The organism is Serratia sp. CY31944 (assembly GCF_052169175.1).
GTDB classification, from domain to species: domain Bacteria; phylum Pseudomonadota; class Gammaproteobacteria; order Enterobacterales; family Enterobacteriaceae; genus Serratia; species Serratia sarumanii.
In genome coordinates this window covers 88533-111813 of record NZ_JBJNLG010000021.1, presented here as the reverse complement: position 1 = coordinate 111813, position 23281 = coordinate 88533, and the positions used below count along the sequence as shown (strand labels likewise).

22 protein-coding genes, 2 tRNA genes and 3 other RNA genes are annotated in these 23281 nt (G+C 61.4%); 16 read left to right on the top strand and 11 right to left on the bottom strand.

Annotated elements, in window-relative coordinates; genetic code table 11:
• Positions 1-362: 362 nt before the first annotated feature.
• Positions 363-728: a DUF4180 domain-containing protein gene (locus ACJ8IN_RS20255; protein WP_161764292.1), complete on the bottom strand. Its 366-nt coding sequence runs from the start codon at positions 726-728 to the stop codon at positions 363-365.
• A gap of 14 nt (positions 729-742) precedes the next feature.
• The gene (gene mntR, locus ACJ8IN_RS20250; protein ID WP_033638048.1) at positions 743-1213 is read right to left on the bottom strand and encodes a manganese-binding transcriptional regulator MntR; all 471 of its coding nucleotides are present in this window, start codon (positions 1211-1213) and stop codon (positions 743-745) included.
• 230 nt (positions 1214-1443) lie between these two features.
• Here mntR and ACJ8IN_RS20245 point away from each other — a divergent pair, with 230 nt between their 5' ends.
• On the top strand, positions 1444-2748 hold the full coding sequence (locus ACJ8IN_RS20245) for an Nramp family divalent metal transporter (RefSeq protein ID WP_004928764.1): 1305 nt from the start codon (positions 1444-1446) through the stop codon (positions 2746-2748).
• A gap of 37 nt (positions 2749-2785) precedes the next feature.
• Here the strand turns inward: ACJ8IN_RS20245 and ACJ8IN_RS20240 are convergent, their stop codons facing one another.
• Complete coding sequence (locus tag ACJ8IN_RS20240; RefSeq protein WP_161764293.1) at positions 2786-3535, bottom strand: SDR family oxidoreductase; 750 nt, start codon at positions 3533-3535, stop codon at positions 2786-2788.
• 99 nt (positions 3536-3634) lie between these two features.
• Here ACJ8IN_RS20240 and ACJ8IN_RS20235 point away from each other — a divergent pair, with 99 nt between their 5' ends.
• Positions 3635-4012 carry a winged helix-turn-helix transcriptional regulator gene (locus ACJ8IN_RS20235; protein WP_072264913.1) on the top strand — a complete coding sequence of 126 codons (378 nt, stop codon included), beginning with the start codon at positions 3635-3637 and terminating at the stop codon, positions 4010-4012.
• Here the strand turns inward: ACJ8IN_RS20235 and ACJ8IN_RS20230 are convergent.
• Positions 4009-4914: a transporter substrate-binding domain-containing protein gene (locus tag ACJ8IN_RS20230; RefSeq protein ID WP_308325656.1), complete on the bottom strand. Its 906-nt coding sequence runs from the start codon at positions 4912-4914 to the stop codon at positions 4009-4011. The genes ACJ8IN_RS20235 and ACJ8IN_RS20230 overlap by 4 nt on opposite strands.
• A 221-nt stretch (positions 4915-5135) precedes the next feature.
• Here ACJ8IN_RS20230 and hinT point away from each other — a divergent pair, with 221 nt between their 5' ends.
• The 9 genes from hinT to ACJ8IN_RS20185 all read left to right on the top strand — a co-directional run bounded on the left by hinT (position 5136) and on the right by ACJ8IN_RS20185 (position 12306).
• Positions 5136-5486: a purine nucleoside phosphoramidase gene (gene hinT / locus ACJ8IN_RS20225; protein WP_004928776.1), complete on the top strand. Its 351-nt coding sequence runs from the start codon at positions 5136-5138 to the stop codon at positions 5484-5486.
• A gap of 11 nt (positions 5487-5497) precedes the next feature.
• Positions 5498-5887 carry a YcfL family protein gene (locus ACJ8IN_RS20220; RefSeq protein WP_033638052.1) on the top strand — a complete coding sequence of 130 codons (390 nt, stop codon included), beginning with the start codon at positions 5498-5500 and terminating at the stop codon, positions 5885-5887.
• Between the two features lie 26 nt (positions 5888-5913).
• A complete protein-coding gene (lpoB, locus tag ACJ8IN_RS20215) occupies positions 5914-6504 on the top strand; it encodes a penicillin-binding protein activator LpoB (protein WP_033646436.1) in 591 nt (196 codons plus the stop codon).
• Positions 6485-7351, top strand: a complete 867-nt coding sequence (thiK, locus tag ACJ8IN_RS20210; protein ID WP_060420602.1) for a thiamine kinase — start codon at positions 6485-6487, stop codon at positions 7349-7351. Before lpoB ends, thiK begins: the two co-directional genes overlap by 20 nt.
• A 38-nt stretch (positions 7352-7389) precedes the next feature.
• Positions 7390-8409, top strand: coding sequence for a beta-N-acetylhexosaminidase (gene nagZ, locus ACJ8IN_RS20205; RefSeq protein WP_041034657.1), 1020 nt, complete (start codon positions 7390-7392; stop codon positions 8407-8409).
• 79 nt (positions 8410-8488) lie between these two features.
• Positions 8489-9031, top strand: coding sequence for an alpha/beta hydrolase YcfP (gene ycfP, locus ACJ8IN_RS20200; RefSeq protein WP_033638056.1), 543 nt, complete (start codon positions 8489-8491; stop codon positions 9029-9031).
• Positions 9032-9363: 332 nt separating this feature from the next.
• Positions 9364-10668 carry an NAD(P)/FAD-dependent oxidoreductase gene (locus ACJ8IN_RS20195; protein WP_004928794.1) on the top strand — a complete coding sequence of 435 codons (1305 nt, stop codon included), beginning with the start codon at positions 9364-9366 and terminating at the stop codon, positions 10666-10668.
• A 357-nt stretch (positions 10669-11025) separates the two neighbouring features.
• Positions 11026-11562, top strand: a complete 537-nt coding sequence (locus ACJ8IN_RS20190) for a glycine zipper 2TM domain-containing protein (RefSeq protein WP_004928798.1) — start codon at positions 11026-11028, stop codon at positions 11560-11562.
• A gap of 264 nt (positions 11563-11826) precedes the next feature.
• The gene (locus tag ACJ8IN_RS20185; RefSeq protein WP_025302433.1) at positions 11827-12306 is read left to right on the top strand and encodes an RrF2 family transcriptional regulator; all 480 of its coding nucleotides are present in this window, start codon (positions 11827-11829) and stop codon (positions 12304-12306) included.
• 64 nt (positions 12307-12370) lie between these two features.
• Here the strand turns inward: ACJ8IN_RS20185 and sdeB are convergent, their stop codons facing one another.
• Together sdeB and sdeA are read right to left on the bottom strand one after the other, a co-directional pair.
• Entirely contained in the window at positions 12371-15514 is a 3144-nt protein-coding gene (gene sdeB / locus ACJ8IN_RS20180) for a multidrug efflux RND transporter permease subunit SdeB (RefSeq protein ID WP_103772740.1), read from the bottom strand.
• 24 nt (positions 15515-15538) lie between these two features.
• Positions 15539-16726, bottom strand: a complete 1188-nt coding sequence (gene sdeA, locus ACJ8IN_RS20175) for a multidrug efflux RND transporter periplasmic adaptor subunit SdeA (protein WP_033646431.1) — start codon at positions 16724-16726, stop codon at positions 15539-15541.
• A 294-nt stretch (positions 16727-17020) separates the two neighbouring features.
• Between sdeA and ACJ8IN_RS20170 the strand changes: the two genes are divergently transcribed.
• Positions 17021-17377: a helix-turn-helix domain-containing protein gene (locus ACJ8IN_RS20170; protein WP_004928813.1), complete on the top strand. Its 357-nt coding sequence runs from the start codon at positions 17021-17023 to the stop codon at positions 17375-17377.
• A 53-nt stretch (positions 17378-17430) separates the two neighbouring features.
• On the opposite strand, the gene ACJ8IN_RS20165 is transcribed toward ACJ8IN_RS20170, so the two are convergent.
• The 5 genes from ACJ8IN_RS20165 to ACJ8IN_RS20145 form a co-directional block, all read right to left on the bottom strand.
• Positions 17431-17550: non-coding RNA, RtT sRNA (locus tag ACJ8IN_RS20165), on the bottom strand.
• A gap of 46 nt (positions 17551-17596) precedes the next feature.
• Positions 17597-17716: non-coding RNA, RtT sRNA (locus ACJ8IN_RS20160), on the bottom strand.
• 47 nt (positions 17717-17763) lie between these two features.
• A non-coding RNA gene (locus ACJ8IN_RS20155) (RtT sRNA) lies at positions 17764-17883 on the bottom strand.
• A gap of 46 nt (positions 17884-17929) precedes the next feature.
• Positions 17930-18019, bottom strand: a tRNA-Ser gene (locus ACJ8IN_RS20150).
• A 640-nt stretch (positions 18020-18659) separates the two neighbouring features.
• Positions 18660-18749: transfer RNA gene (locus tag ACJ8IN_RS20145), tRNA-Ser, on the bottom strand.
• Positions 18750-19196: 447 nt separating this feature from the next.
• Here ACJ8IN_RS20145 and ACJ8IN_RS20140 point away from each other — a divergent pair.
• The 4 genes from ACJ8IN_RS20140 (at position 19197) to ACJ8IN_RS20125 (ending at position 23179) form a co-directional block, all read left to right on the top strand.
• Positions 19197-20663 carry a peptide MFS transporter gene (locus tag ACJ8IN_RS20140; protein ID WP_308326146.1) on the top strand — a complete coding sequence of 489 codons (1467 nt, stop codon included), beginning with the start codon at positions 19197-19199 and terminating at the stop codon, positions 20661-20663.
• A gap of 126 nt (positions 20664-20789) precedes the next feature.
• Positions 20790-21731 (top strand): glyoxylate/hydroxypyruvate reductase GhrA, encoded by a 942-nt coding sequence (ghrA, locus tag ACJ8IN_RS20135; protein WP_049211640.1) that lies wholly within the window; start codon positions 20790-20792, stop codon positions 21729-21731.
• 89 nt (positions 21732-21820) lie between these two features.
• A complete protein-coding gene (locus ACJ8IN_RS20130) occupies positions 21821-22558 on the top strand; it encodes a phosphatase (protein ID WP_308325659.1) in 738 nt (245 codons plus the stop codon).
• Between the two features lie 42 nt (positions 22559-22600).
• A complete protein-coding gene (locus ACJ8IN_RS20125; protein WP_033646428.1) occupies positions 22601-23179 on the top strand; it encodes a TorD/DmsD family molecular chaperone in 579 nt (192 codons plus the stop codon).
• Positions 23180-23281: the final 102 nt, after the last annotated feature.

Here is a 23281-nt window from a genome sequence, read left to right as displayed (position 1 = left end):
GAGATTCTTTTTTAAATATAAAGAAATCTAGTGAAGAATATAAACTTCCTCTACTGACTAGTCTTCCTAAGTATGGATTAGCGCAACTTTCGAACATCGAACGGTCACTAAATGATCTGTATAAATATTGCACTGGCAATGAACTTAAAAATGCTCGTCTTCGCTAGAGGGATGGTTGGATTGATGAGTTGAGTAACGCTTCTTTAAGAAACTCGCAGTGTCCACATTTTGCCCAAATCCTCTACGCTATACCCATTTTAAGCACGCAGTTACAGGCATCTAAACTACTGATAACCCTGTAACTGTTTGTTTTCCTTAACCTCGAAATGGCGGCGAAAGCCTCCCTTTTTTATTGCCTGCCGTCAGGCGACCAGGCGCTGTTCGAGTTCGGCGAGAGAAGGGAGGAACCAGACCTGTTCGCCGCGGTTGGCCTCACGCACGAAATCTTGCAGCGCGTTGCTTTGCGCCAGCCAGGGGGAGATATCGCCCAGCAGCGCAACGCGCAGGCGGTAGTTGATGAATTTCTGCAATACGGCGCCGGCCACGCCGCTTCTGAGCTGGAAAAAGGCGGCGTCGAGGCGGTTGACGGGGAGGGCAATCATCCCGGCATCGTGTTCAAAGGCGGGCGCGATAAACAGGCTGACGTCATTTTCGTCTTTCAATGGCGGCCCGGCTTCGGCGAACACCACCAGGCGCAGATCGTGGATTTGCTGCACGGCGTAGCTCATCGGCGCTCCGGGAGTCAGGGCTTGGCGTGCTTTTGCAGGTAATGCTCGAACACCGCCAGCGTTTCGTCCGAGATATGGTGCTCAATCCCTTCGCTGTCCAGCTCGGCGGTTTCGCTCGGCACCCCGACGCACATCAGCAGATCGACCACGATGCGGTGACGGCGGCGCACCTTCTGCGCCAGCAGCTCGCCTTCCTCGGTTAAAAACACCCCGCGATAAGGGCGCGATTCCACCAGTCCGGCGCTTTTCAGCCGCGCGATATTTTTGATCGCCGTCGGGTGAGACACGCCGAAGCGGCGCGCGATATCGGTGGTTCTGGCTTCGCGGGTGCTTTGCAGCAAATCGGCGATCAGCTCAACGTAATCTTCGATCAGCGCATTGGATTGCGCTTCGCGGGCGCGGCTAAAACGCAGGGCGTGCTCGGCCTCGTCCGGCATGTCGGTCTGGGCGTGGCGATCGGCGTTATCTGGCGCGCGGGTAACCATAGCGTGGGGCGTCCTGTAAGCATAAAAATGGCGTCTCCCGGCAATGCGGGGAGGGTTGCCCTAAGTTAGTCCAAATAGCACACATTATCAATTCGATGCCACGCATTGTGGTAGTTAGAAATATCTCTACACAAAGCCAATGAATTTCGCCTGTTGCATAAAGTGTAGCCGATGCTACATTGTCAGCATGATAGGTGGAAAAATAACCAGTAAAAGATTGAGGGTAATTCATGCGTGACGCGGCAACCACTCCATCGTTAACCGAACGGACCAACATTGCGATTGGCGCCGCCCTTGCCGGACGCAAGCGCGGCGCCTTTACGCCGTTGCTGTTCGCCGGCCCGGCGGTGATTGCCTCTATTGCCTATATGGATCCCGGCAACTTCGCCACCAATATTCAGGCCGGGGCGAAATACGGCTACAGCCTGCTGTGGGTGGTGGTGATGGCCAACCTGATCGCCATGCTGTTCCAGGCGCTGTCGGCCAAGCTCGGCATCGTCACCAATCGCAATCTGGCGGAGATGTGCCGCGACCAGTTTTCACGGCCGGTAGTGATCGGCATGTGGCTGCTCAGCGAAGTGGCGGCGATGGCCACCGATCTGGCGGAGTTTCTCGGCGGGGCGATCGCGCTGGCGCTGTTGTTCCATATGCCACTGTTGGCGGGGATGGGGGTGACGGCGGTGATCACCTATGCGCTGTTGATGGTGGAAAAGAAAGGTTTCCGCCCGGTCGAGCTGATGATCGGCGGCCTGGTGGGCATTATCGCGCTGTGCTATCTGGTGGAGATGTTCATCGTACCGGTGGACTGGCAAGCGGCTGGCCTCGGCATGGTGACGCCGCAGTTGCCGGACGCGCAGGCGCTGACCATCGCCGTCGGCATTATCGGCGCAACCGTGATGCCGCACGCCATTTTCCTGCACTCGGGGCTGACCCAGCACCGCAGCCCGGCCAGCGACAACGGCGAGCGGCGCAAGCTGCTGCGTTTTTCCAATATTGAAGTGGTGATCGCGCTGGCGCTTGCCGGGCTGGTGAATATTGCGATGGTGATCATGGCCTCGAGCGCCTTCCACGCCGGTAACAGCGACGTGGCCGAAATTGGCACCGCCTACCATACATTGACGCCGCTGTTCGGCGCGGCGGCCGCCGGCATCTTCCTCGCTTCGTTGATCGCCTCCGGCATTTCCAGCTCGGTGGTGGGCACCATGGCCGGGCAAATGATCATGCAGGGTTTCGTCGGTTTTCGCATTCCGGTGTGGGTGCGCCGCCTGGTCACCATGGTGCCGGCGTTTATCGTGGTGGCGATGGGCGTCAACGCCACCGACGCGCTGGTCTACAGCCAAGTGGTGCTGAGCCTGGCACTGCCGGCGCCGATGATTGCGTTGGTGATGTTCACCCGCCGCCGCGACATCATGGGCGAGTTCGCCAACGGCCGCTGGACCAGTCTGGCGGCGGTGGTCGGCACGGTGGTGATCGTGCTGCTCAACGTGGTGCTGCTGTTGCAGACCTTCGGCGTCGATATCCCTGGGCTGGGGTGATCTTGCGAGCCGCGCGGGGCGCGGCCGCGTCGCTAAATTATAAATTTCCCACACCACCGTCCATCTGCAGCTCGGCGCCGACCATAAATGCCGACTCGTCTGCCGCCAGAAACACCGCTGCTTTTGCCAGCTCCAGCGCGCTGCCCATGCGGCCGATCGGCACCAGCGCGCGGATATCGTCGCGCAATGCCTGCTCATCCGCTTCCGCCAACCCCAGCTTACCCAACGCCGGGGTTTCGGTCGGGCCGGGGCTGAGGCCGTTGACGCGAATGCCGCGCGCGTGCAGCTCGCCGGACAGCGTTCTGGCCAGCGACAGCAAGCCGGCTTTGCTGGCGGCGTAGGCGCTGCTCTGCGGCAGGCCGATATGGGCGCTGACCGAACCGCACAGGATCACCGAAGAAGGGTTGGCCAGCAGCGGCAGCAGCGCCTGGATCAGAAAAAACGGCCCCTTCAGATTGATATCCATCAGCCGCTGATAGCTCTGCTCATCCCACTCCTGCAGCGGGCGATGCGTAACGTCGCCGGCGTTGATGTACAGCACGTCCAGCCGCGGCCACCGTTGCCCCAGCCGCTGCGCCAGTTCGCGCTGCTGCGGAATATTGCCGGCGTCGCTCAGCAGCAACAGCGCCTTGCCACCCAATGCCTGGCCCGCCGCGTCCAGGGCGCTTTGGCTGCGCCCGGTGATCGCCACCGTCGCGCCCTCGGCGATGAACTGGCGGGCGGTTTCCAGCCCGATGCCGCTGGTGCCGCCGGTAATCAATGCGTATTTGCCTTGCAGTCGTGCCATAACCGATTCCTCTTTAGCGTCAGTTGCGGCATTATTTACGCTATAGTTACTTTTGCATAGTAGGCACCTTTTGGATACTAAAGGGCGAGGTGGGATGAAATGACGGCGCAAGCGCCATTAGCGGCGGAAAATAATTTGGCGGCGTTGCCGCCGGCGGGCGAACCCTGCCCGATGGTGGACTTCGTCAATCTGGTGTCGGGCAAGTGGGCGATACCCATCCTGTACCGACTGATAATGATCGACGGCCCGGTGCGATTCAGCGAGCTGCAGCGGGCGGTGGCGCCCATTGCGCAGAAAGAGCTGACGCGTCAGCTGCGGCTGTTCGAGCAGCGCGGCCTGGTGACGCGGCAGGTATTTCCCGAGGTGCCGCCGCGGGTGGAGTATCAGGTCACCGCGCTCGGTAAATCGCTGCGGCCGACGCTGGACTCGCTGGCCGAGTGGATGCGCCGACACGCGCCGCAGCTGATCGGCGGCTAGTCGCCGATGCCCGGCGGGTTGATGGCGGAGCGCTCGATCTTTTCATCGCCTTCGCCCCAGCGTTCCAGCACCTGCGCGTATTCGCCGCTGACGATGACGCCGTTGATGGCGGCGTTGACGGCGTTCACCAACCCGTTGCCTTTTTTGGTGGTGACCGCGACGTAGGCCACGCTGGGGCCGATGCCGACCATTTTGGTCTTGCCGGTCAGCGCCGCCTTGTAGGCGCCGGTGGAGTGGGGGCCGAAGAACGCATCGGCGCGCCCGGACTGAATGCTCAGGTTGGTGGCGGCGTCGTCGGTGACGTAGATCGGCTGCACCGGCGGCAACCCGGCGGCGCGGTTTTGCTTATCCCATCCCAACAGTATGTTTTCCTGATTGGTGCCGGATCCGACGATGATCCGCAGCCCGGCGACGTCCTGCGGCCGGTTGATCGAGGTGATGTGGCTGGTGGATTTGACGTAAAAGCCCAGCGTGTCCACCCGATAAGTGGCGAAGTCGAATTTGGTCTTGCGCAGTTTGGTGACGGCGATGTTGAAGATCGCCGCGTCGTATTTGCCGGTGCTGATGCCCAGCGGCCAATCTTCCCACGAGGTAGGCACCAGATTCAGCTCCAGCCCAAGGCTGTCGGCCACCAGGCGGGCGATGTCCGGATCGCTGCCGATCAGCGTTTTATTGTCCTCGGCGAACAGCGCCAGCGGCGGAGAGTTCTCGAACGCCACCGCCACCGTCAGCTTGCCGGGCACCGCGAAGTGAAAGTTTGCCGGAATCAGTGCGATAGCGGCCGGGTTTTTCTCCGCGCGTATCGGCTCTCGGTTAGCCTGCAGATCGATACCGCCCGCCGTGGCCGCCTGCACGGCGGCGCTCAGCAACAGCGCGCACAGCGCCGAAATCCTCAGTGGCATAGCACCCTCTATCCTTTGTTAATCATGGGGTTACTATTGGCGGCGGCGCGGGGCAAGTAAAGCAACAATAGTGAATAACCAAAGTGAAAAGATGCACAAACGGGGCGCCGGGCTGCGCGAATCTGCAGCACTCGACGTGGAAAGTGCGCAATCAGGTTGAAAGCAGTAGAATTTGTCACTCATACTGCGTACAGCTAATTGTGTAAAACAAGGAACGCCAGATGGCCGAAGAAACGATTTTCAGTAAAATTATCCGCCGCGAAATCCCTGCTGATGTGGTTTATCAGGACGAACTGGTCACCGCTTTCCGTGACATCTCTCCCCAGGCACCCACCCATGTGCTGATCGTTCCCAACGTGCTGATCCCAACCGTCAACGACGTGACCGTGGAGCATGAAGCCGCGCTGGGCCGCATGATCACCGCCGCGGCGAAGATCGCCGAACAGGAAGGCATCGCCGAGGACGGCTACCGCCTGATCGTCAACTGCAACCGCCACGCCGGTCAGGAGGTCTATCATATTCACATGCACCTGGTCGGTGGCCGTTCGCTGGGGCCGCTGCTGTCACGTTAAGCGAGGAAATCATGCGCGGTAAAAAAACTCTCCGTGGTCTGATGGCGTTGGCGCTGCCCGCCGCGTTGCTGATGGGATGCAGTTCACCGCCCGGCATCGCGGTCAACCAAGGGCAGACGGTGGTGATGGATCCTTCGGTGCTGACCGCCGGCATTTTGGCCGATACGCCCTCGATTTCGAACGCCTCCGGGCGGGTGATGGCGACCTCGGTGCTCAACAACAGCCAAATGACGCCGGTCACCGTACATTACCGCTTCTATTGGTACGACGCGCAGGGGCTGGATATTCGCCCCTTCGAGAAACCGCGCGAGATCGTGGTGGCGCCCGACTCGGACGCCAAAATTTACTCGATTAACGGCAATCTGGACGCTAAAAGCGCGCGTCTGTATCTGTACCTGTAAGCGCTTGCCAGGTTTGGAGAAAAAGCATGAAAAAGTACGTCTTAGTGGCGCTGGCCGCATTAACCCTCAGCGGCTGTCTGTCGCGCCCGCCTGAGCCGGAACAACCGTTGCCGCCGGTCACCGTCGAACCGGAACAGCCGACGCCGCCGGTCGAGCAGCCGCAGCCGCCAACCACCGAGCCGGTGCCGCAGCCGCCGAAAATTCAGCAGCTCGACTGGCTGGGCAGCGTCCAGCCACTGGTGGGGCAGATGCTGAAGGCCGATGGCGTCACGGCCGGCAGCGTGCTGCTGCTGGACAGCGTCAAGAACAACACCAACGGTTCGCTGCAGATGGGCAAAGCCACCGCGGCGCTGTACAAGGCGCTGGCGTCGAATTCCACCTTCAGCGTGGTGCCGGAAGCGAAGCTGACCAGCGCCAGACAAACGCTGGGCCTGTCGGCGGATGACAGCTTCGGTTCGCGCAGCAAGGCGATTGGCCTGGCGCGCATCGTCGGCGCGCAGTACGTGCTGTACAGCGACGTCAGCGGCGACGTGAAGTCGCCGGCGTTGGATATGCAGCTGATGCTGGTGCAAACCGGCGAGATCGTCTGGTCGGGCAATGGCGCCGTTAAACGCTGAGGCCGCGCTGCGACGATTGATGGAAACCAGACTGCCGGCGGTGAATACCGCCGGTTGTCATTTCAGCCCGGTGCAGGGGCTGACCGGCGAGAGCTGGCGCATCGACGGCGCGGGCATCACGCTGTTGGCGCGCCAGCACAGTGCGGAAAAACGCGCGCTGGGCGTGAGCCGCCGGCGGGAAGCGCGGGTCTTGCGCCGCTGCGCGCCGGGGCTGGGGCCACGGGTTTTCGCACAGAATAATCAGTGGCTTATCCTCGAATGGCTCGAAGGTGACATCGTCACAGATGCCGAGTTTGCGGCGCTGAATGAGCGCGGCGAGCTGGCGGCGATGGCGGCGGAACTGCATCGGCGGCCGCTCAGCGGTTACCGGCTGGATCTGCGGCGGCAGTTCCTCCGCTACTGGCCGCAGCTGGATACGCGGCGTGTAACCCCCGCCTGGCTGCGCCTGCAGCGCCATTTTTTGCTAAGTGTGCCACCACGGCCGCTGCGCCTGGCGCCGCTGCACATGGACATCCACCCGGGCAATTTGCTCGCCACCGGTGAGGGGCTGCGATTGATCGACTGGGAGTATGCCGCCGACGGCGACGTGGCGCTGGATATCGCCGCGCTGTTTCGCGGCAATGGTTGGTCGGCCGGGCAGCAGCAGCGCTTTTTGCAGCACTACGCGCGCCAGGGCTATCACGACGCCGCCCGGCTGCAGGCCCAGGTGCGGGGCTGGCTGCCGTGGGTGGATTATCTGATGCTGCTGTGGTTTGAAGTGCGCTGGCAGCAGAGCGGCGACGCCGAATTTTTACGCTGGGGCGCTGCGGTGCGCCGGCGATTCTGTTTATCATCATCCGAATTCTGAACGAACAATAATGAAGTGAGGTGCCCGTGGGCCCAGTAATGCTAGATGTCGCCGGCTACGAGCTGGATGCAGAAGAACGCGAGATTCTGAAACACCCGCTGGTTGGCGGATTGATCCTGTTTACCCGCAACTTTCACGATGCGGAGCAGTTGCGTGAGCTGGTGCGCCAGATCCGCGCCGCCTCGCACGATCGGCTGGTGGTGGCGGTAGACCAGGAGGGCGGGCGCGTGCAGCGCTTCCGCGAGGGCTTCACCCGCCTGCCGGCAGCGCAGTCGTTCGCCGCGTTGCACGATGTGCAGGAAGGCGGCCGGCTGGCGCAGGAGGCCGGCTGGCTGATGGCGGCGGAGATGATCGCGCAGGATATCGACATCAGCTTCGCGCCGGTGCTGGACATCGGCCACGGCAGCGCGGCGATCGGCGAGCGTTCGTTCCACAGCGATCCGCAGCAGGCGCTGGCGATGGCCGAACGCTTTATCCTCGGCATGCACAGCGCCGGCATGAAAACCACCGGCAAACACTTCCCTGGGCACGGCGCCGTCAGCGCCGATTCGCACAAGGAAACCCCGCGCGATCCGCGGCCGCTGGCGCAGATCCGCGAGCATGACATGGCGATCTTCCGCGAGCTGATCAACCGCCAGCTGCTGGACGCCGTCATGCCGGCCCACGTCATCTATACTGAAGCGGACCCGCGCCCGGCCAGCGGCTCGCCGTACTGGCTGCAGCAGATCCTGCGTCAGGAGCTGGGCTTCGATGGCGTGATTTTCTCCGACGATCTGTCGATGGAAGGCGCCGCCATCATGGGCAGCTACGCCGAGCGCGGCCAGGCGGCGCTGGATGCCGGTTGCGACATGATCCTGGTGTGCAACCACCGCGAAGGTGCGGTCAGCGTGCTGGATAACCTGTCCCCGGTCAAAGCAGAGAAGGTGAAGCGGTTATATCATCGCGGTCAGTTCACCCGTCAGGAACTGCGCGACTCCGAGCGCTGGCAGCAGGCGCACAAGGCGCTTAGCGCGCTGAGCGAACGCTGGGAGGAGCACAAGCAGCGTTCGCAGGGGTGAATCCAGGCGCCGCATCGCGGCGCAGAGCGGAAATGATGAGGGCCGCGCCCGCGGCCCTTGGCTTGTTGCGAGGATCCACATGATTATCTATTTGCACGGCTTCGATTCCACCAGTCCCGGCAATCATGAAAAGGTGTTACAGCTGCAGTTTATCGATCCGGACGTGCGCTTCATCAGCTACAGCACGCTGCATCCGCGTCACGACATGCAGCATTTGTTGAAAGAGGTGGACAAGGCGGTGCAGCAAGGCGGCGACGCGCACCCATTGATCTGCGGGGTCGGCCTCGGCGGTTTCTGGGCGGAGCGCATCGGCTTCCTGTGCGGCATTCGCCAGGCGATGTTCAACCCGAACCTGTATCCGGAAGAGCACATGCACGGCAAAATAGACCGGCCGGAAGAGTATCGCGATATCGCCACCAAGTGCGTGGAGGATTTCCGCGAGAAGAACCGCGATCGCTGTCTGGTGGTGCTGTCGCGGCACGACGAGGTGCTGGATAACCGGCGCAGCGCCGAATTGCTGCATCACTACTACGAGATCGTGTGGGATGAACAGCAGACGCACAAGTTCAAAAACATCTCCCCCCATCTGCAGCGGATCAAGGCGTTCAAGGCGCTGGGTTAACAGTTTCATAACGCTGCCGTGAGCCGCGCTTCCCGTTTTTCACCGGCGGAAAGTGCGGCTTTTTTGTGCGCCAAGGCAAGATCTTGCGTGGCAATCGGCAAAATTTAAAACTGTGACTCAGCGCTAACTATTTGAATCACAATCGCCAAAAAATCCCCTCGTCCAGCCTTTAACCAAAAAAATTTGATGTACATCAATTTTGGTATGACCAAATAACCTCACATGTTATTCTGGCCTCAGAGAGCCGATTTATTTTAAGCGAACCCTATGTATTCTAAGGATATTATTTATTTACCCTGGAATAACAAATGGTTCACATTTAGGGGGTTATTTTGACAACGCCAAAGAAGAAAATCGTTATTGTTGGCGGCGGCGCCGGTGGCTTGGAGCTGGCGACCAGCCTGGGCCATAAACTTGGCCGCAAGAACAAAGCGGAGATCACGCTGGTGGATCGCAACCACAGCCATTTGTGGAAACCGCTGTTGCACGAAGTGGCGACCGGTTCCCTCGATGACGGCGTGGATGCGCTCAGCTACCTGGCGCACGCGCGCAACCACCATTTCAGCTTCCAACTGGGGTCGTTGACCAACATCAACCGCGAAACGCAAACGCTGCAGCTGGCGCAGATCTGCGACGAGCAGGGCGGCGAGCTGGTGCCGGCGCGCGAATTGCCGTACGACATCCTGGTGATGGCGCTGGGCAGCACCTCGAACGATTTCGGTACGCCGGGCGTGAAAGAGCACTGCATCTTCCTGGATAACCCGCATCAGGCGCGTCGTTTCCACAACGAAATGCTCAATCTGTTCCTGAAATTCTCGGCGCAGCCGGGGCAAAAAGAGCGGGTCAACATCGCCATCGTCGGCGGCGGCGCCACCGGCGTCGAGCTGTCCGCCGAGCTGCACAACGCGGTGAAGCAGCTGCACAGCTACGGTTTCGAAGGCCTGGACAACAGCGCGTTGAACGTGACGCTGGTGGAGGCCGGCGAGCGCATTCTGCCGGCGCTGCCGCCGCGCATTTCCGCTGCGGCGCACCAGGAGCTGATCAAACTGGGCGTGCGCGTGCTGACCAACACCATGGTGACCAGCGCGGACGCCAAAGGCCTGAACACCAAGGGCGGCGAGTTCATCGACGCCGATCTGATGGTGTGGGCGGCCGGCATCAAGGCGCCGGACTTCATGAAGGATATCGGCGGCCTGGAAACCAACCGCATCAATCAGCTGGTGGTGGAGCCGACGCTGCAGACCACGCGCGATCCGAACATCTTCGCCATCGGCGACTGCGCCTCCTGCCCGAAAGAGGGCGGCGGTTTCGTGCCGCCGCGCGCCCAGTCGGCGCACCAGATGGCCTCGCGCTGCGCCACCAATATCCTGGCGCTGATGAACGGCCAGACGCTGAAGCCATACGTGTATAAAGACCACGGCTCGCTGGTGTCGCTGTCGCGCTTCAGCACCGTCGGCAGCCTGATGGGCAACCTGATGCGCGGCTCGATGATGGTGGAAGGGCGCATCGCGCGCTTCGTTTACATCTCGCTGTACCGCATGCACCAGGTGGCGTTGCACGGTTACATCAAAACCGGCCTGATGATGCTGGTGGGCGGCATCAACCGGGTGATCCGCCCACGTCTGAAAATGCACTGATCCCGCCTTTGTCGACCAACCCGCGCCGGTTCGCCCGCGCGGGTTTTTTTATGGCGGCGCGAGGCGATCGGCGGCGGTTGCTTGATTCTTCAGCATAAGCTGTCGTCGGTATGGGTAAAATTCTTAAGATTCCTCCTAAACAGCGGAAAAACGGCCGTTTTCCCGCATTTTTGGTCCCCTTGTCTTATTGCGGGGCTTCAGATCATTGTGCAGACTTTACCTCGTTTACAGACGGCGCGTCGCGCACGCCGTAAACCGGGATACCGCAAGCCGCCCACGCGCAAAATAATAAGCGCGGTGCCATGCCGGTAACAGACCCCGGAAAAAATGCGTGGTAACACTTTCAGGAGGTTTCCTGTGAACAAGTCAATGTTAGCCGGTGTTGGAATTGGTATCGCTGCCGCTCTGGGGATTGCCGCGGTAGCCAGCCTGGACGTCTTTTCTGCCGGTCCGCAATATGCGCAGGTGCTCGCCGCAACGCCGATTAAAGAAACCATCAAAACGCCGCGTCAGGAATGCCGCAACGTCACCGTGACGCACCGTGCGCCGGTGCAGGATGAAAACCGCATCGCCGGTTCAGTGCTGGGCGCAGTGGCGGGCGGCGTGATCGGCCACCAGTTCGGCGGCGGCCGCGGGCGCGACGTGGCGACCGTGGTTGGCGCGCTGGGCGGCGGCTATGCCGGTAACCAGGTGCAAGGGGCGATGCAGAATAACGACGTCACCACCAGCGTGCAGCAGCGTTGCAAAACGGTCTATGACAAGTCTCAGAAAATGCTGGGCTATGACGTGACCTACAAGATCGGCAATCAGCAGGGCAAGATCCGCATGGATCACGATCCGGGCACGCAAATCCCGTTGGATAAAAACGGCCAGCTGGTGCTGAACAGAGCCTGATCGCCACATTCGAATTAAGCCCGCGGGCAGTGTTAGTTCTGATCGTTTAACCCGGTTAAGCGAGCGGCGTTAACATTGACGCGGGTTTCTGTTTTCTGCCCGCCCAACAATTTGCGATCGTTCTAATGTCTGCGTGCGATATCACTGGGCAAAACTTCAAAAAAGCCCCCGCGTTTGTTATATTATTGTGCAATTAAGCGGTGTTATCGGCGTCAATCGCCACACCGGCCAAACCTGAGTATTTCGTCTCGCAGAGATAACGACATGTTAGATTTTCGCTTTCCGACAGCGTTGCAAATGGTCCTTAGCGTCGCCGTAGCTGAGAAGCAGGGCATGCGTTCGACGAGCGCCACCCTTGCCGCCGCTCTGGAAGCCAACCCCAGCTTTATCCGCAAACTGATGGTGCCGCTGACCAAAGACGGCATCATCGTTTCCACCTTGGGCCGCAACGGCTCTATCCACCTCGGCCGCCCGGCGGAAGAGATCACCCTGCGGGACATCTATCTGGCGGTGATCGACGACAAGCGCATCTGGGCTTCCCGCCCTGAAGTGCCGGCCCGCTGCCTGGTGAGCGCCAACGCCTGCTGGTATTTCAAATCGGTGGTGAACGAAGCCGAACAGGCTTCGCTTGCGGTGTTGGCGCGCCATACCGTGGCCGATTCGCTGGCCGAACTGGAACGGGGCGACAAGCGCGCCTGCGCGGAGTACGCCGCCGCGCAAGAGGCTGAAACCGCAGACAAATAATCGCGGTTCGCATGCATAAAAAAGGTCGGGCAATGCCCGACCTTTTTGCATTTTAACGCCGCGTTCAGACGGTCTGCGGCTGCGCTTTGCGCGCCACCAGGCGCCGCAGCGTGACGTAGAACACCGGAGTCAGGAACAGCCCGAACAGGGTGACCCCCAACATGCCGGAGAACACCGTGATGCCGGTGACGCCGCGCACCTCGGCGCCGGCGCCGTGGCCGAGGATCAGCGGGATGGTGCCGGCGATGAAGGCGATGGAGGTCATCACGATCGGCCGCAACCGCAGGCGACAGGCCTCCAGCGCCGCCTCGACGATGCCTTTGCCCTGCATTTCCAGCTCGCGGGCGAACTCGACGATCAGAATGGCGTTCTTGCAGGCCAGCCCCATCAGAACGACCAGCCCGACCTGCACGAACACGTTGTTGTCGCCGCCGGTCAGCCACACGCCGAACAGCGCCGACAGCATGGTCATCGGCACGATCAGGATCACCGCCAGCGGCAGCGTCCAGCTTTCGTACAGCGCCGCCAGCGCGAGGAACGCCAGCAGCACCGCCACCGGGAACACCACCAGCGCGGCGTTGCCCTGGGTCGATTGCTGATAGCTCAGATCGGTCCACTGAATGTTCATGCCGTTCGGCAGCAGCTTGCCGGCCATCTGCGTCAGCGCGCCCATCGCCTGGGTAGAAGAGAGCACGCGCGGATCGGCGTCGCCGATCAGATCCGCCGCCGGGAAGCCGTTATAGCGGATCACCGGATCCGGGCCGTAGGTAGTGCCGATGCTGACCATGCTGCCGATTGGCACCATTTCACCCTTGTCGTTGCGGGTGCGCAGGTTGGCGATGTCCTCTACGCTGTCGCGGAACTGGCCGTCGGCCTGCGCCATCACCTTCCAGGTGCGGCCGTAGCGGTTGAAGTCGTTGATGTAAGACGAACCGAGGTAGGTCTGCAGCGTGCTGAACAGCGCATTAAGCGGTACCCCTTGCGCCTTGGCCTTGTCGCGATCGATTTTGGCGTCCAGCTGCGGCACGTTGGCCTGATACGAGGAGATCGGGAACCCCATCCCCGGCGTTTGCATAATGGCGCCGGACATGGTGTTGATCGCCGTTTGCAACGCGCCGTAGCCCAGCCCGGCACGATCCTGTACGTACAGCGAATAGCCGGAACCCTGGCCGATACCGAGGATCGGCGGCGGCATGATTGAGAAGGCGAAGCCTTCCTGGATCTGTGAAATGCGCGCGTTGATCTCGGCGTTGATCTGCGCCGCGGTGCGGGTACGGGTGCTCAACGACTCCAGCGCGAAGAACACCGTGCCGGTATTCGGCGTATTGGTGAACTGCAGCGCGTTCAGGCCGGGGAAGGCCACCGCATCGGTGACGCCGTCCACGCTCAGGCCGATGGCGCTCATCTTGCGGATCACCGCATCGGTGCGTTCCAGCGAGGCGCCTTCTGGCATTTTCACGCCGCCGATCAGGTACAGCTTGTCCTGCGTCGGGATAAAGCCGCCAGGCACGGTCTTGAACATCACCCCGGCGGCGGCCAGCAGCAGCAGGTAGACGACAAACACCGAGCCGCGCCGGCCCAGCACGCGTGAGACGCCGCGCTGGTAGCGTTGCGAACTGCTGGCGAAGAAGCGGTTGAACGGCCGGAACAGCCAGCCGAACAGCCGGTCGATCAGGCGCGACGGCAGATCTTTCGGCGCGCCGTGCGGTTTGAGCAGCCGCGCCGCCAGCGCCGGCGACAGGGTCAGCGAGTTGATGGCGGAGATCACCGTCGAGATGGCGATGGTGACGGCGAACTGCTTGTAGAACTGCCCGGTAACGCCGGAGAGGAACGCCATCGGTACGAACACCGCACACAGCACCACGGCGATGGCGATGATCGGGCCGGAAACCTCGCGCATCGCCTGGTGCGCCGCCGCCAGCGGCGACAGCCCCTCTTCGATATTACGCTCGACGTTTTCCACCACCACGATGGCGTCATCCACCACGATGCCGATCGCCAGCACCAGCCCGAACAGGCTGAGGGTATTGAGCGAGAAGCCCAGCAGATACAGCGCGGCGAAAGTGCCGACCACGGAGATCGGAACCGCCAGCAGCGGAATGATCGAGGCGCGCCAGGTCTGCAGGAACAGTATGACCACCAGCACCACCAGGATCACCGCTTCCAGCAGCGTATCCACCACCGCGCGGATCGAATCGCGCACGAACACCGTCGGATCGTAAGGCGATTTCCAGCTCATGCCATCCGGGAAGCGGGTCGCCAGCTCGGCCATCTTGCCGCGCACCGCGTCCGACAGCTCGATGGCGTTGGCGCCCGGCGACTGGAAGATACCGATACCGACCGCATCCTTGTTATTGAGCTGGGCGCGCAGCGCGTAGCTGCCGGAGCCCATTTCGATGCGCGCCACGTCGCGCAGCCGTACGATCTCGCCGTTGTCGCCGCTCTTGAGGATGATGTTGCCGAACTCTTCTTCGGTTTGCAGGCGGCCCTGGGCGTTGATCGACAGCAGATAGTCGCTGCGCGTCGGCATCGGCTCTGCGCCGAGCTGGCCGGCGGAGACCTGCACGTTTTGCTCCTGCATGGCGCTCACCACGTCGGAGGCGGTCAGCCCACGCGCGGCGACCTTGTTAGGATCGAGCCAGATGCGCATCGCATACTCACCGGCGCCGAAGATCTGCACCTGGCCGACGCCCGGCAGGCGGGCCAGCTCATCCTTGACCTTCAGGGTGGCGTAGTTGCGCAGGTACAGCGAATCGTACTTGCCGGAAGGCGAGACCAGATGCACCACCAGCGTCAGCGCCGGGGACTGCTTCTGGGTGGTGATGCCCTGGCGGCGCACGTCTTCCGGCAGGCGCGCTTCGGCCTGCGCCACGCGGTTTTGCACCTGCACCTGGGCCTGATCGGGATCGGTGCCCGGGCGGAAGGTGACGGTGGTCACCAGCACGCCGTCGGAACCTGCGACCGATTTCATGTACATCATGTTTTCGACGCCGTTGATCGCTTCTTCCAGCGGCGTGGCCACCGTTTCAGCGATCTCTTTCGGGTTGGCGCCCGGGTATTCTGCGCGCACCTGCACGCTGGGCGGCACCACGTCCGGGTACTCGCTGATCGGCAGCAGCGGGATGGCTATCACCCCGGCGACAAAAATCAGTATCGACAGCACCGCGGCAAAGATCGGTCGGTCGATGAAAAAGCGGGAAAAGTCCATGGGTCAGAAGTCTCTGCTGGGAGCTTAGTTAAGTGCGGAGGCGATAGGGTTCATGGCGACGGTTTTCGCGTCGACCGGCATGCCCGGCATAAACACTTTCTGCATGCCGTCGACGATCACCCGATCGCCGTTTGCCAACCCTTTCTGCACGATGCGCAATCCTTCGGCCATGCGGCCCACGTCGATGTCGCGGCGCTGCGCCTTGCCGTCTTTATCGACGATGTAAACGAACTTGCGGTTCTGGTCGGTCATCACCGCTTTATCGTCGATCAGCATGGCGTTGAACTCGGCGCTGCCGGGCATCTGTACCCGGGCGAACAGCCCCGGCGTGAAGCGGCGCTCGCGGTTATCGAGCAGGGCGCGCATGCGGATGGTGCCGGTCCCGGCGTTCAGCTGGTTATCGGTGAAATCCACCAGCCCCTGATGCGGGGTGCCGTCTTCGCCTACCAGGCCGACTTTCACCGGCAGGCGCGCGTCGTGGCGGCCCTGCTGCTGATAGCGCAGGAAGGTGGCTTCATCCACATCGAAATAGACGTAGACCTTGTCGAGCGACACCAGCGTCGTCAGCACGCTGGCGCTGTCGCCGGCGGTGACCAGGTTGCCGGCGGTGATCATCGCGCGGCTGGCGCGCCCGTCAATCGGCGCGGTAACGCGGGTAAAGTCGAGGTTCAGCTGCGCCATATCGAGCTGGGCCTGCGCTGCCAGCACGTTGCTTTGCGCCTGCGCGGCGGACGACCGGCGCTGTTCCCAGACTTCCTGAGAGATGGCCTGAGTGCCGATCAGTTTCTCGGTGCGCGAGGATTCGCTGCGCGCCAGGGCGGCCTGGTTGCGAGCCCGCACCAGCTCGGCCTGCGCCTGTTCGCGTGCGGCGCGGTAGGTGCGATCGTCGATGGTGAACAGCACCTGGCCTTTTTTCACCTCGTCGCCTTCGGTGTAGTTGACCCGTTCGATGTAGCCGGAGACCCGGGGGCGCAGCTGCACGCTCTGCACCGCTTCGACCCGGCCGTTGAAGGCATCCCACTGGCTGATCGGTTTGACCACCACGCTGGCGGCGCTGACCACCGGCGGCGGTGGCGGGGCGTTGTGCGCGACGCTGTTGTCGCACCCGGCGAGCAGGGCGGCCAGCAGCGCCACCCCGGAGAGCCGCTGGCCCAGAGCGACGGCGCGCGTGCGGCCGCCGGCGTTGAACGATGAGTTTGGTTGATTTGCCATTATTTTTATTCCGATGAGTAAGTGCGGTCAGGCCCCATACCCGGCCCTGTTCTCCGGGATTCGCCCCGCGCCGGCGTGCGGTGAGGGGCCGGCTGCGCCATGCAGCGGCGCAACGTTAGGTTTTGAAACACATTGGTGTCACATTAATGTATCAATATCGGTTACATTAATTGGGTGGAGTATAGTGGCGGCTTTCCGGTAAATGCAATAATAAAAATTGCATTTAAAGCGAAACTGTTGCAACGTATGTGCATCGGGCAGAGGGGAACCCTGCCAAATGATGGGAGCATCAGCATGAACACTACGGGCTTTATTACCGATTTGAAGGCGTGGATCGACAACAATCTGGAAGAGAAACTGGATATCAACACCGTGGCGGATCGCGCGGGCTATTCCAAATGGCACCTGCAGCGCATGTTCAAACGCCAGACCGGCTACGCGCTGGGGGAGTATATCCGCATGCAAAAACTGAAAGTGTCGGCGGAGCGCCTGGCCAACAGCGGCGAGCCTATCGTCAGCGTGGCGATTTCGCTCGGCTTCGACTCACAGCAGTCGTTCAACCGCAGCTTCAAGCGCCAGTTCGGCCAAACGCCGGGCGACTGGCGCCGCGCGTTGGCGCAGCCGGCGTCTATGGGGCGCACGCACCACTGAACGGTTGGGCAGTGGGGATAAAAAAGCCTGAATTTGCGTTCGGGCTTTTTTGTTTATGTGGAAGGAGGGATAGATTCGCTGCGCTCACCCTGCGGGCCGCCGTTGGCGGTCCAAAACGCAGGCGTTTTGTCGAACCCTGTCGAGGGTTCTCACCCTCCCGGTTGGTGCGCTATGCATACAAAAAAGCCTGAACGTGAGTTCAGGCTTCTTCGTAGAATATGGCGGTGAGGGAGGGATTGATTCGCTGCGCTCACCCTGCGGGCCGCCGTTGGCGGTCCAAAACGCAGGCGTTTTGTCGAACCCTGTCGAGGGTTCTCACCCTCCCGGTTGGTGCGCTATGCATACAAAAAAGCCTGAACTTTCGCTCAGGCTTTCTCGTTAGAATATGGCGGTGAGGGAGGGATTGATTCGCTACGCTCACCCTGCGGGCCGCCGTTGGCGGTCCAAAACGCAGGCGTTTTGTCGAACCCAGTCGAGGGTTCTTACCCTCCCGGTCGGTGCGTTATGCATACAAAAAAGCCCGAACGCAAGTTCAGGCTTCTTCGTAGAGTATGGCGGTGAGGGAGGGATTCGAACCCTCGATACACTTTCGCGTATACACACTTTCCAGGCGTGCTCCTTCAGCCACTCGGACACCTCACCATATTTTTTGTTGCGAAATCATCGCTGCAACGGGGCGCTACTATAGGGAGTGGGGCCGATCCGGTCAAGAATAATTTCTGTGTTTTTGTTCGTCCGCTCAAGCCGTGCGCACTTTGCTGAAAACTGCGGCGAACGGCAGGGCAGATGTCATGAATAGGCGAGAAAATCAGCGGTAAGGTTCGTGGATAACCGGCGGAAATGAGAATCGCGGTCACAGAGCGGGGGGAGATGCGCTGCGCGCACCCCTCTCGGCGGTGCATCATGCAAAAAAAAAGCCTGGACGCGAATCCAAGCTTTCTCTTTGAATTTGGCGGTGAGAGAGGGGTTGATTCGCTGCGCTCACCCTGCGGGCCGCCGTTGGCGGTCCAAAACGCAGGCGTTTTGTCGAACCCTGTCGAGGCTTCTCGCCCCTCTCGGCGGTGCGCCATGCAAATAAAAAAGCCTGGACGCGAATCCAAGCTTTCTCTTTGAATTTGGCGGTGAGAGAGGGGTTGATTCGCTGCGCTCACCCTGCGGGCCGCCGTTGGCGGTCCAAAACGCAGGCGTTTTGTCGAACCCTGTCGAGGCTTCTCGCCCCTCTCGGCGGTGCATCATGCAAATAAAAAAGCCTGGACGCGAATCCAAGCTTTCTCTTTGAATTTGGCGGTGAGAGAGGGGTTCGAACCCTCGATACACTTTCGCGTATACACACTTTCCAGGCGTGCTCCTTCAGCCACTCAGACACCTCACCGTTTTGTTGTCGAAAACGCTTTGCGCTGTCGACGGGCGCTAATGTAGGAGAATCTGATCTCAGCGTCAACCCTCTTATTTCATTCTCATGACTGTTTAGCCAAACTTGCAGCAATTTGCTGATTTACCGAACGATATTCCCACTCGCGGCCGCCAGCGGGCAGGGCAGGCAGTGGTAAGAATCCATGAAAGACGATCGCTTGACCTTTTTCTGCACAGATAGCTCAATATATCGCCATTGAGGTTGGGTTGTTTGCTGTTATATGCATTAATACTGGATTATTAGTCAGATGTGTCGCTAAATGGAATCATGTCGGCGCGGCGTTTTTGGCAAGGAACATCACGTCGCCGCGCAGATTGCCGGGTGACAGGCCGGCGATATCGCAGACAGGGACAGACTCATTACATAATAATGCAGTAGAGGTTCGTTGTGACTCCTTCAGATGCCATACCGGCGCCGCAAGCGCGCCATGCCATTCCCCCCGGTGCGGGGGCGCTGTTCTTCATCCAAATCTTCGCCACGCTAGGCTTCGCCGTGCTCTACTCCACGCTGGTGCTGTACGCCACCAAGCGATTGGGTTTCAACGAAAGCAGCGCCAACGCCATGATGGGCGTGTTCGGCGCCTTCAACTATGGCCTGCACATGTTCGGCGGTTACCTCGGCGGCCGATTCCTCAGTAACCGTAATCTGTTCGTGCTCGGCATGGTGCTGCAGGTGATCGGCTGCGCGCTGATTGCCGTCGCGGGCGTGTGGGGGCTGTACTGGGGGCTGGCGATGTTCCTGACCGGCAGCGGCCTCAACGTTACCTGCATCAATATGATGCTCACCCAGCGTTTCAAGCCGGACGATGATCGGCGCGAATCGGCGTTCCTGTGGAACTACGCCGGTATGAACCTCGGGTTCTTCGTCGGCTTTACCGTCGCCGGTTATTTCCAACTGACGGAAAACTACCGCGCGCTGTTCCTGTTCGCCACGCTGGGCAACGCCGCGGCGATCGTCGTCGCCGTCTGCCGCTGGCGCATTCTGGCGGATCTCAATACGCCGCTGCGCGAAGCCAGCCGCAGCCAATACCGTTGGCGCATGCTGGTCGGGCTGGCGGTACTGGTGGCGCTGGTGCCGATCATCCGTGTGATGCTGACCCACGCCGAGTTCAGCGGCCACTTCGTGATCGTGCTCGGCGCGCTGATCTTCCTGATGCTGTGCGTGGTGACGCTGCGCCACCATCCGCGCGATGAGCGCCGCAGAATGGCGGCCTATCTGATCCTGGCGCTGGGCTCGCTGGTGTTCTGGGCGCTGTACCAGCTGGCGCCGATGGGGCTGATGCTGTTCTCCGAGCACAACATCAACCTGAACGTTTACGGCATTCAGGTGGCGCCGCAGTGGATCCAGAACATCAACACGCTGGTGATCGTGGTGGGCGGCCCGCTGCTGGCCTGGTGGTTCAACCGCTTGCGCGCTCGCGGTTGCAACATTGACATTCCGCTGCAGTTCTCCGGATCGCTGTTCTGTATCGGGCTCGGCATGCTGGTGCTGCCGCTGGGCATCAGCATGGCGGGCGGCGATGGGCTGGTGGCGTTTAAATGGATCGTCATCAGCTATGTGCTGCAAAGTGTCGGTGAATTGATGATCTCGCCGATCGGTTACGCCATGATCGGCAAGTTGGCGCCTCCGCGCTATCAGGGCGTGATGATGGGCTGCTGGATGATGGTGACCGGCGTCGCCTCGGTGCTGGCGGGCTACGTCTCCGGCCTGATGCCGGAAAACAGTGGCAGCACGCCGCTGCAGACCAACCCCGGCTACAGCGAAATCTTCAGCGCGCTGGGCTGGGGGGCGACGGGCGTCGGCGTGGCGATGCTGATTCTCATTCCGCTGCTGCGGCGCCTTATCCGGCGCGACGGCCCAACTGCCGCCTGATTGGCTAACATGCACAACAGCCCCACTGGTCGGGGCTGTTTTTATTTTGGGCTTTAACGCTTGCATCCGGCGGCGAATCGCGGAAGGCTGGAGGTAAACCAATAAAAACAAACGGGAGCCCGCAGTATGAACATCATTTATTATCATCCCTTGTTTAACGCCCAGGAATGGCTGGCCGGCATCAAGCAACGCCTGCCGCAGGCCGAGATCCGCGAGTGGCAGCGCGGCGACGAGCGGCCGGCCGATTACGCGCTGGTGTGGCGCCCGCCGCATGAGATGCTGGCCAACCGCCGCGATCTGAAAGCGGTGTTCGCCCTCGGCGCCGGCGTCGACGCGATCCTCGATCAGGAGCGCAAACACCCCGGCACGCTGCCTGCCGGCGTGCCGCTGCTGCGGCTGGAGGATACCGGCATGGCGCAGCAGATGCAGGAATACGCGCTGAGCTATGTGCTGCGCTATTTCCGCCGTTTCGACGAGTATCAGGCGCTGCAGCAGCGGCAGGAGTGGCAGCCGCTCGATCCGCACTCGCTGGATGATTTCACCATCGGCATCCTCGGCGCCGGCGTGCTGGGGCAGAGCGTGGCGCACAAGCTGACCGAGTTTGGCTTCAGCGTGCGCTGCTGGAGCCGCAGCGCCAAACAGATCGATGGCGTGCAAAGCTTCGCCGGAGAGGCGCAGCGCGCTGCCTTCCTCGACGGCGTCAAATTGCTGATCAACCTGCTGCCCAATACGCCGGAGACCGTCGGCATCCTCAACCGCGAGCTGTTCGCGCAGCTGAGTTCGGGCGCCTATCTCATCAACATCGCGCGCGGCGCGCACCTGGTGGAAGCCGATCTGCTGGCGGCGCTGGAGCAGGGGCAGCTGGCCGCCGCCACGCTGGACGTGTTCGCCCGCGAGCCGCTGCCGCAGGATCACCCGTTCTGGCGTCATCCGCGTGTCACCATTACCCCGCATATTGCTGCCATCACGTTGCCGCAGCAGGCGATGGATCAGATCGCCGCCAACATCCGCGCGCTGGAGGCGGGGCATGCCCCGGCCGGCGTGGTCGACAGGCAACGGGGGTACTGATCCTTCTGCCGCCGTTCGGTAGCTGATAAGCTGTTATCGTCATCGCGCCTGCCCGTGCCTTTGCGGGCGGCCCTCTGGAAGGAGAAACAATGTACCCCGTTGATTTGCATATGCACACCGTCGCCAGCACCCACGCTTACAGCACGCTGCACGATTACATCGCCGAAGCCCAGCTGAAGGGCATCAAGCTGTTCGCCATCACCGATCACGGCCCGGACATGGCCGATGCGCCGCACTACTGGCACTTTATGAACATGCACGTGTGGCCGCGCCTGGTGAACGGCGTGGGCATCTTGCGCGGCATCGAAGCCAACATCAAAAACCTGCAGGGCGACATCGACTGCACCGGCCCGATGTTGACCGCCACCGACGTAATCATCGCCGGTTTCCATGAGCCGGTGTTTGCGCCGCAGGATAAAGCGTCCAATACTGAAGCGATGATCGCCGCGATGGCGCAGGGGGACGTGCATATCATCAGCCACCCCGGCAACCCGCGCTACCCGATCGACATTCCCGCCGTTGCGGCGGCGGCGGCCAAATACGAGGTGGCGCTGGAGCTGAATAACTCGTCGTTCACCCACTCCCGCAAGGGCAGCGAGGCCAACTGCCGGGCGATCGCCGCCGCGGTGCGCGATGCCGGCGGCTGGCTGGCGCTGGGCTCGGATTCGCACGTCGCCTTTTCGCTGGGTAACTTTGAGCACTGCGAGCGCATTATCGGTGAGGTGGGCTTCCCGCAGGCACGTATTCTCAACGTCAGCCCGCGCCGGTTGCTGGACTTTCTCGAGCGGCGCGGCAAGCCGGCGATTGCGGAATTGGCCGATTTGTGACATCGTCCCGGCAAAATTTTCCGTATTGTATAAGGCATTATCATGAATGAGTTTTCCATTGTCTGCCGCGTGCTGGGTACGCTGTTCTACCGCCAGCCGCAGGATCCGCTGTTGGTGCCGCTGTTCGCGCTGATCAAAGAGGGCAAGCTGCAGCAGCACTGGCCGCTGGAGCAGGATGATCTGTTGAAGCGCCTGCAGCAGGGCTGCGACGTCAACCAGCTGGCGACAGATTTTAACGCGATGTTCGTCGGCAGCGAGTGCAGCGTGTCGCCGTTCCGCTCCGACTACGTCGAAGGCGCCAGTGAAGCGGACGTGCGCACCTTCCTGCAGCAGCGTGGCATGCCGCTGGCGGAGGCGCCGGCCGATCATTTCGGCCAGTTGCTGCTGGCGGCGTCCTGGCTGGAAGATCAGTCGCAGGAAGATGAAGCGCAGGCGCAGATCGCCCTGTTCGACGAGTTCCTGCTGCCGTGGTGCGGCCGCTTCCTCGGCAAAGTGGAAGCCCACGCCACCACCGGTTTTTACCGCACGCTGGCGCTGATGACCCGCGACGCCATCCAGGCGATGCGCGACGAGCTGGCGGAGTACGAGCAGGACGACGAAGCGGGCGACGAAGAAGCGTAACGCCGCAGCTTACCCAGGCGGGCCGCCCGGCCCGCTAAACACAGGTTTGCATCCCCCAGACGTAAATTGACAAAAGATCCCTTAATCTGGCGGTTTACCGTC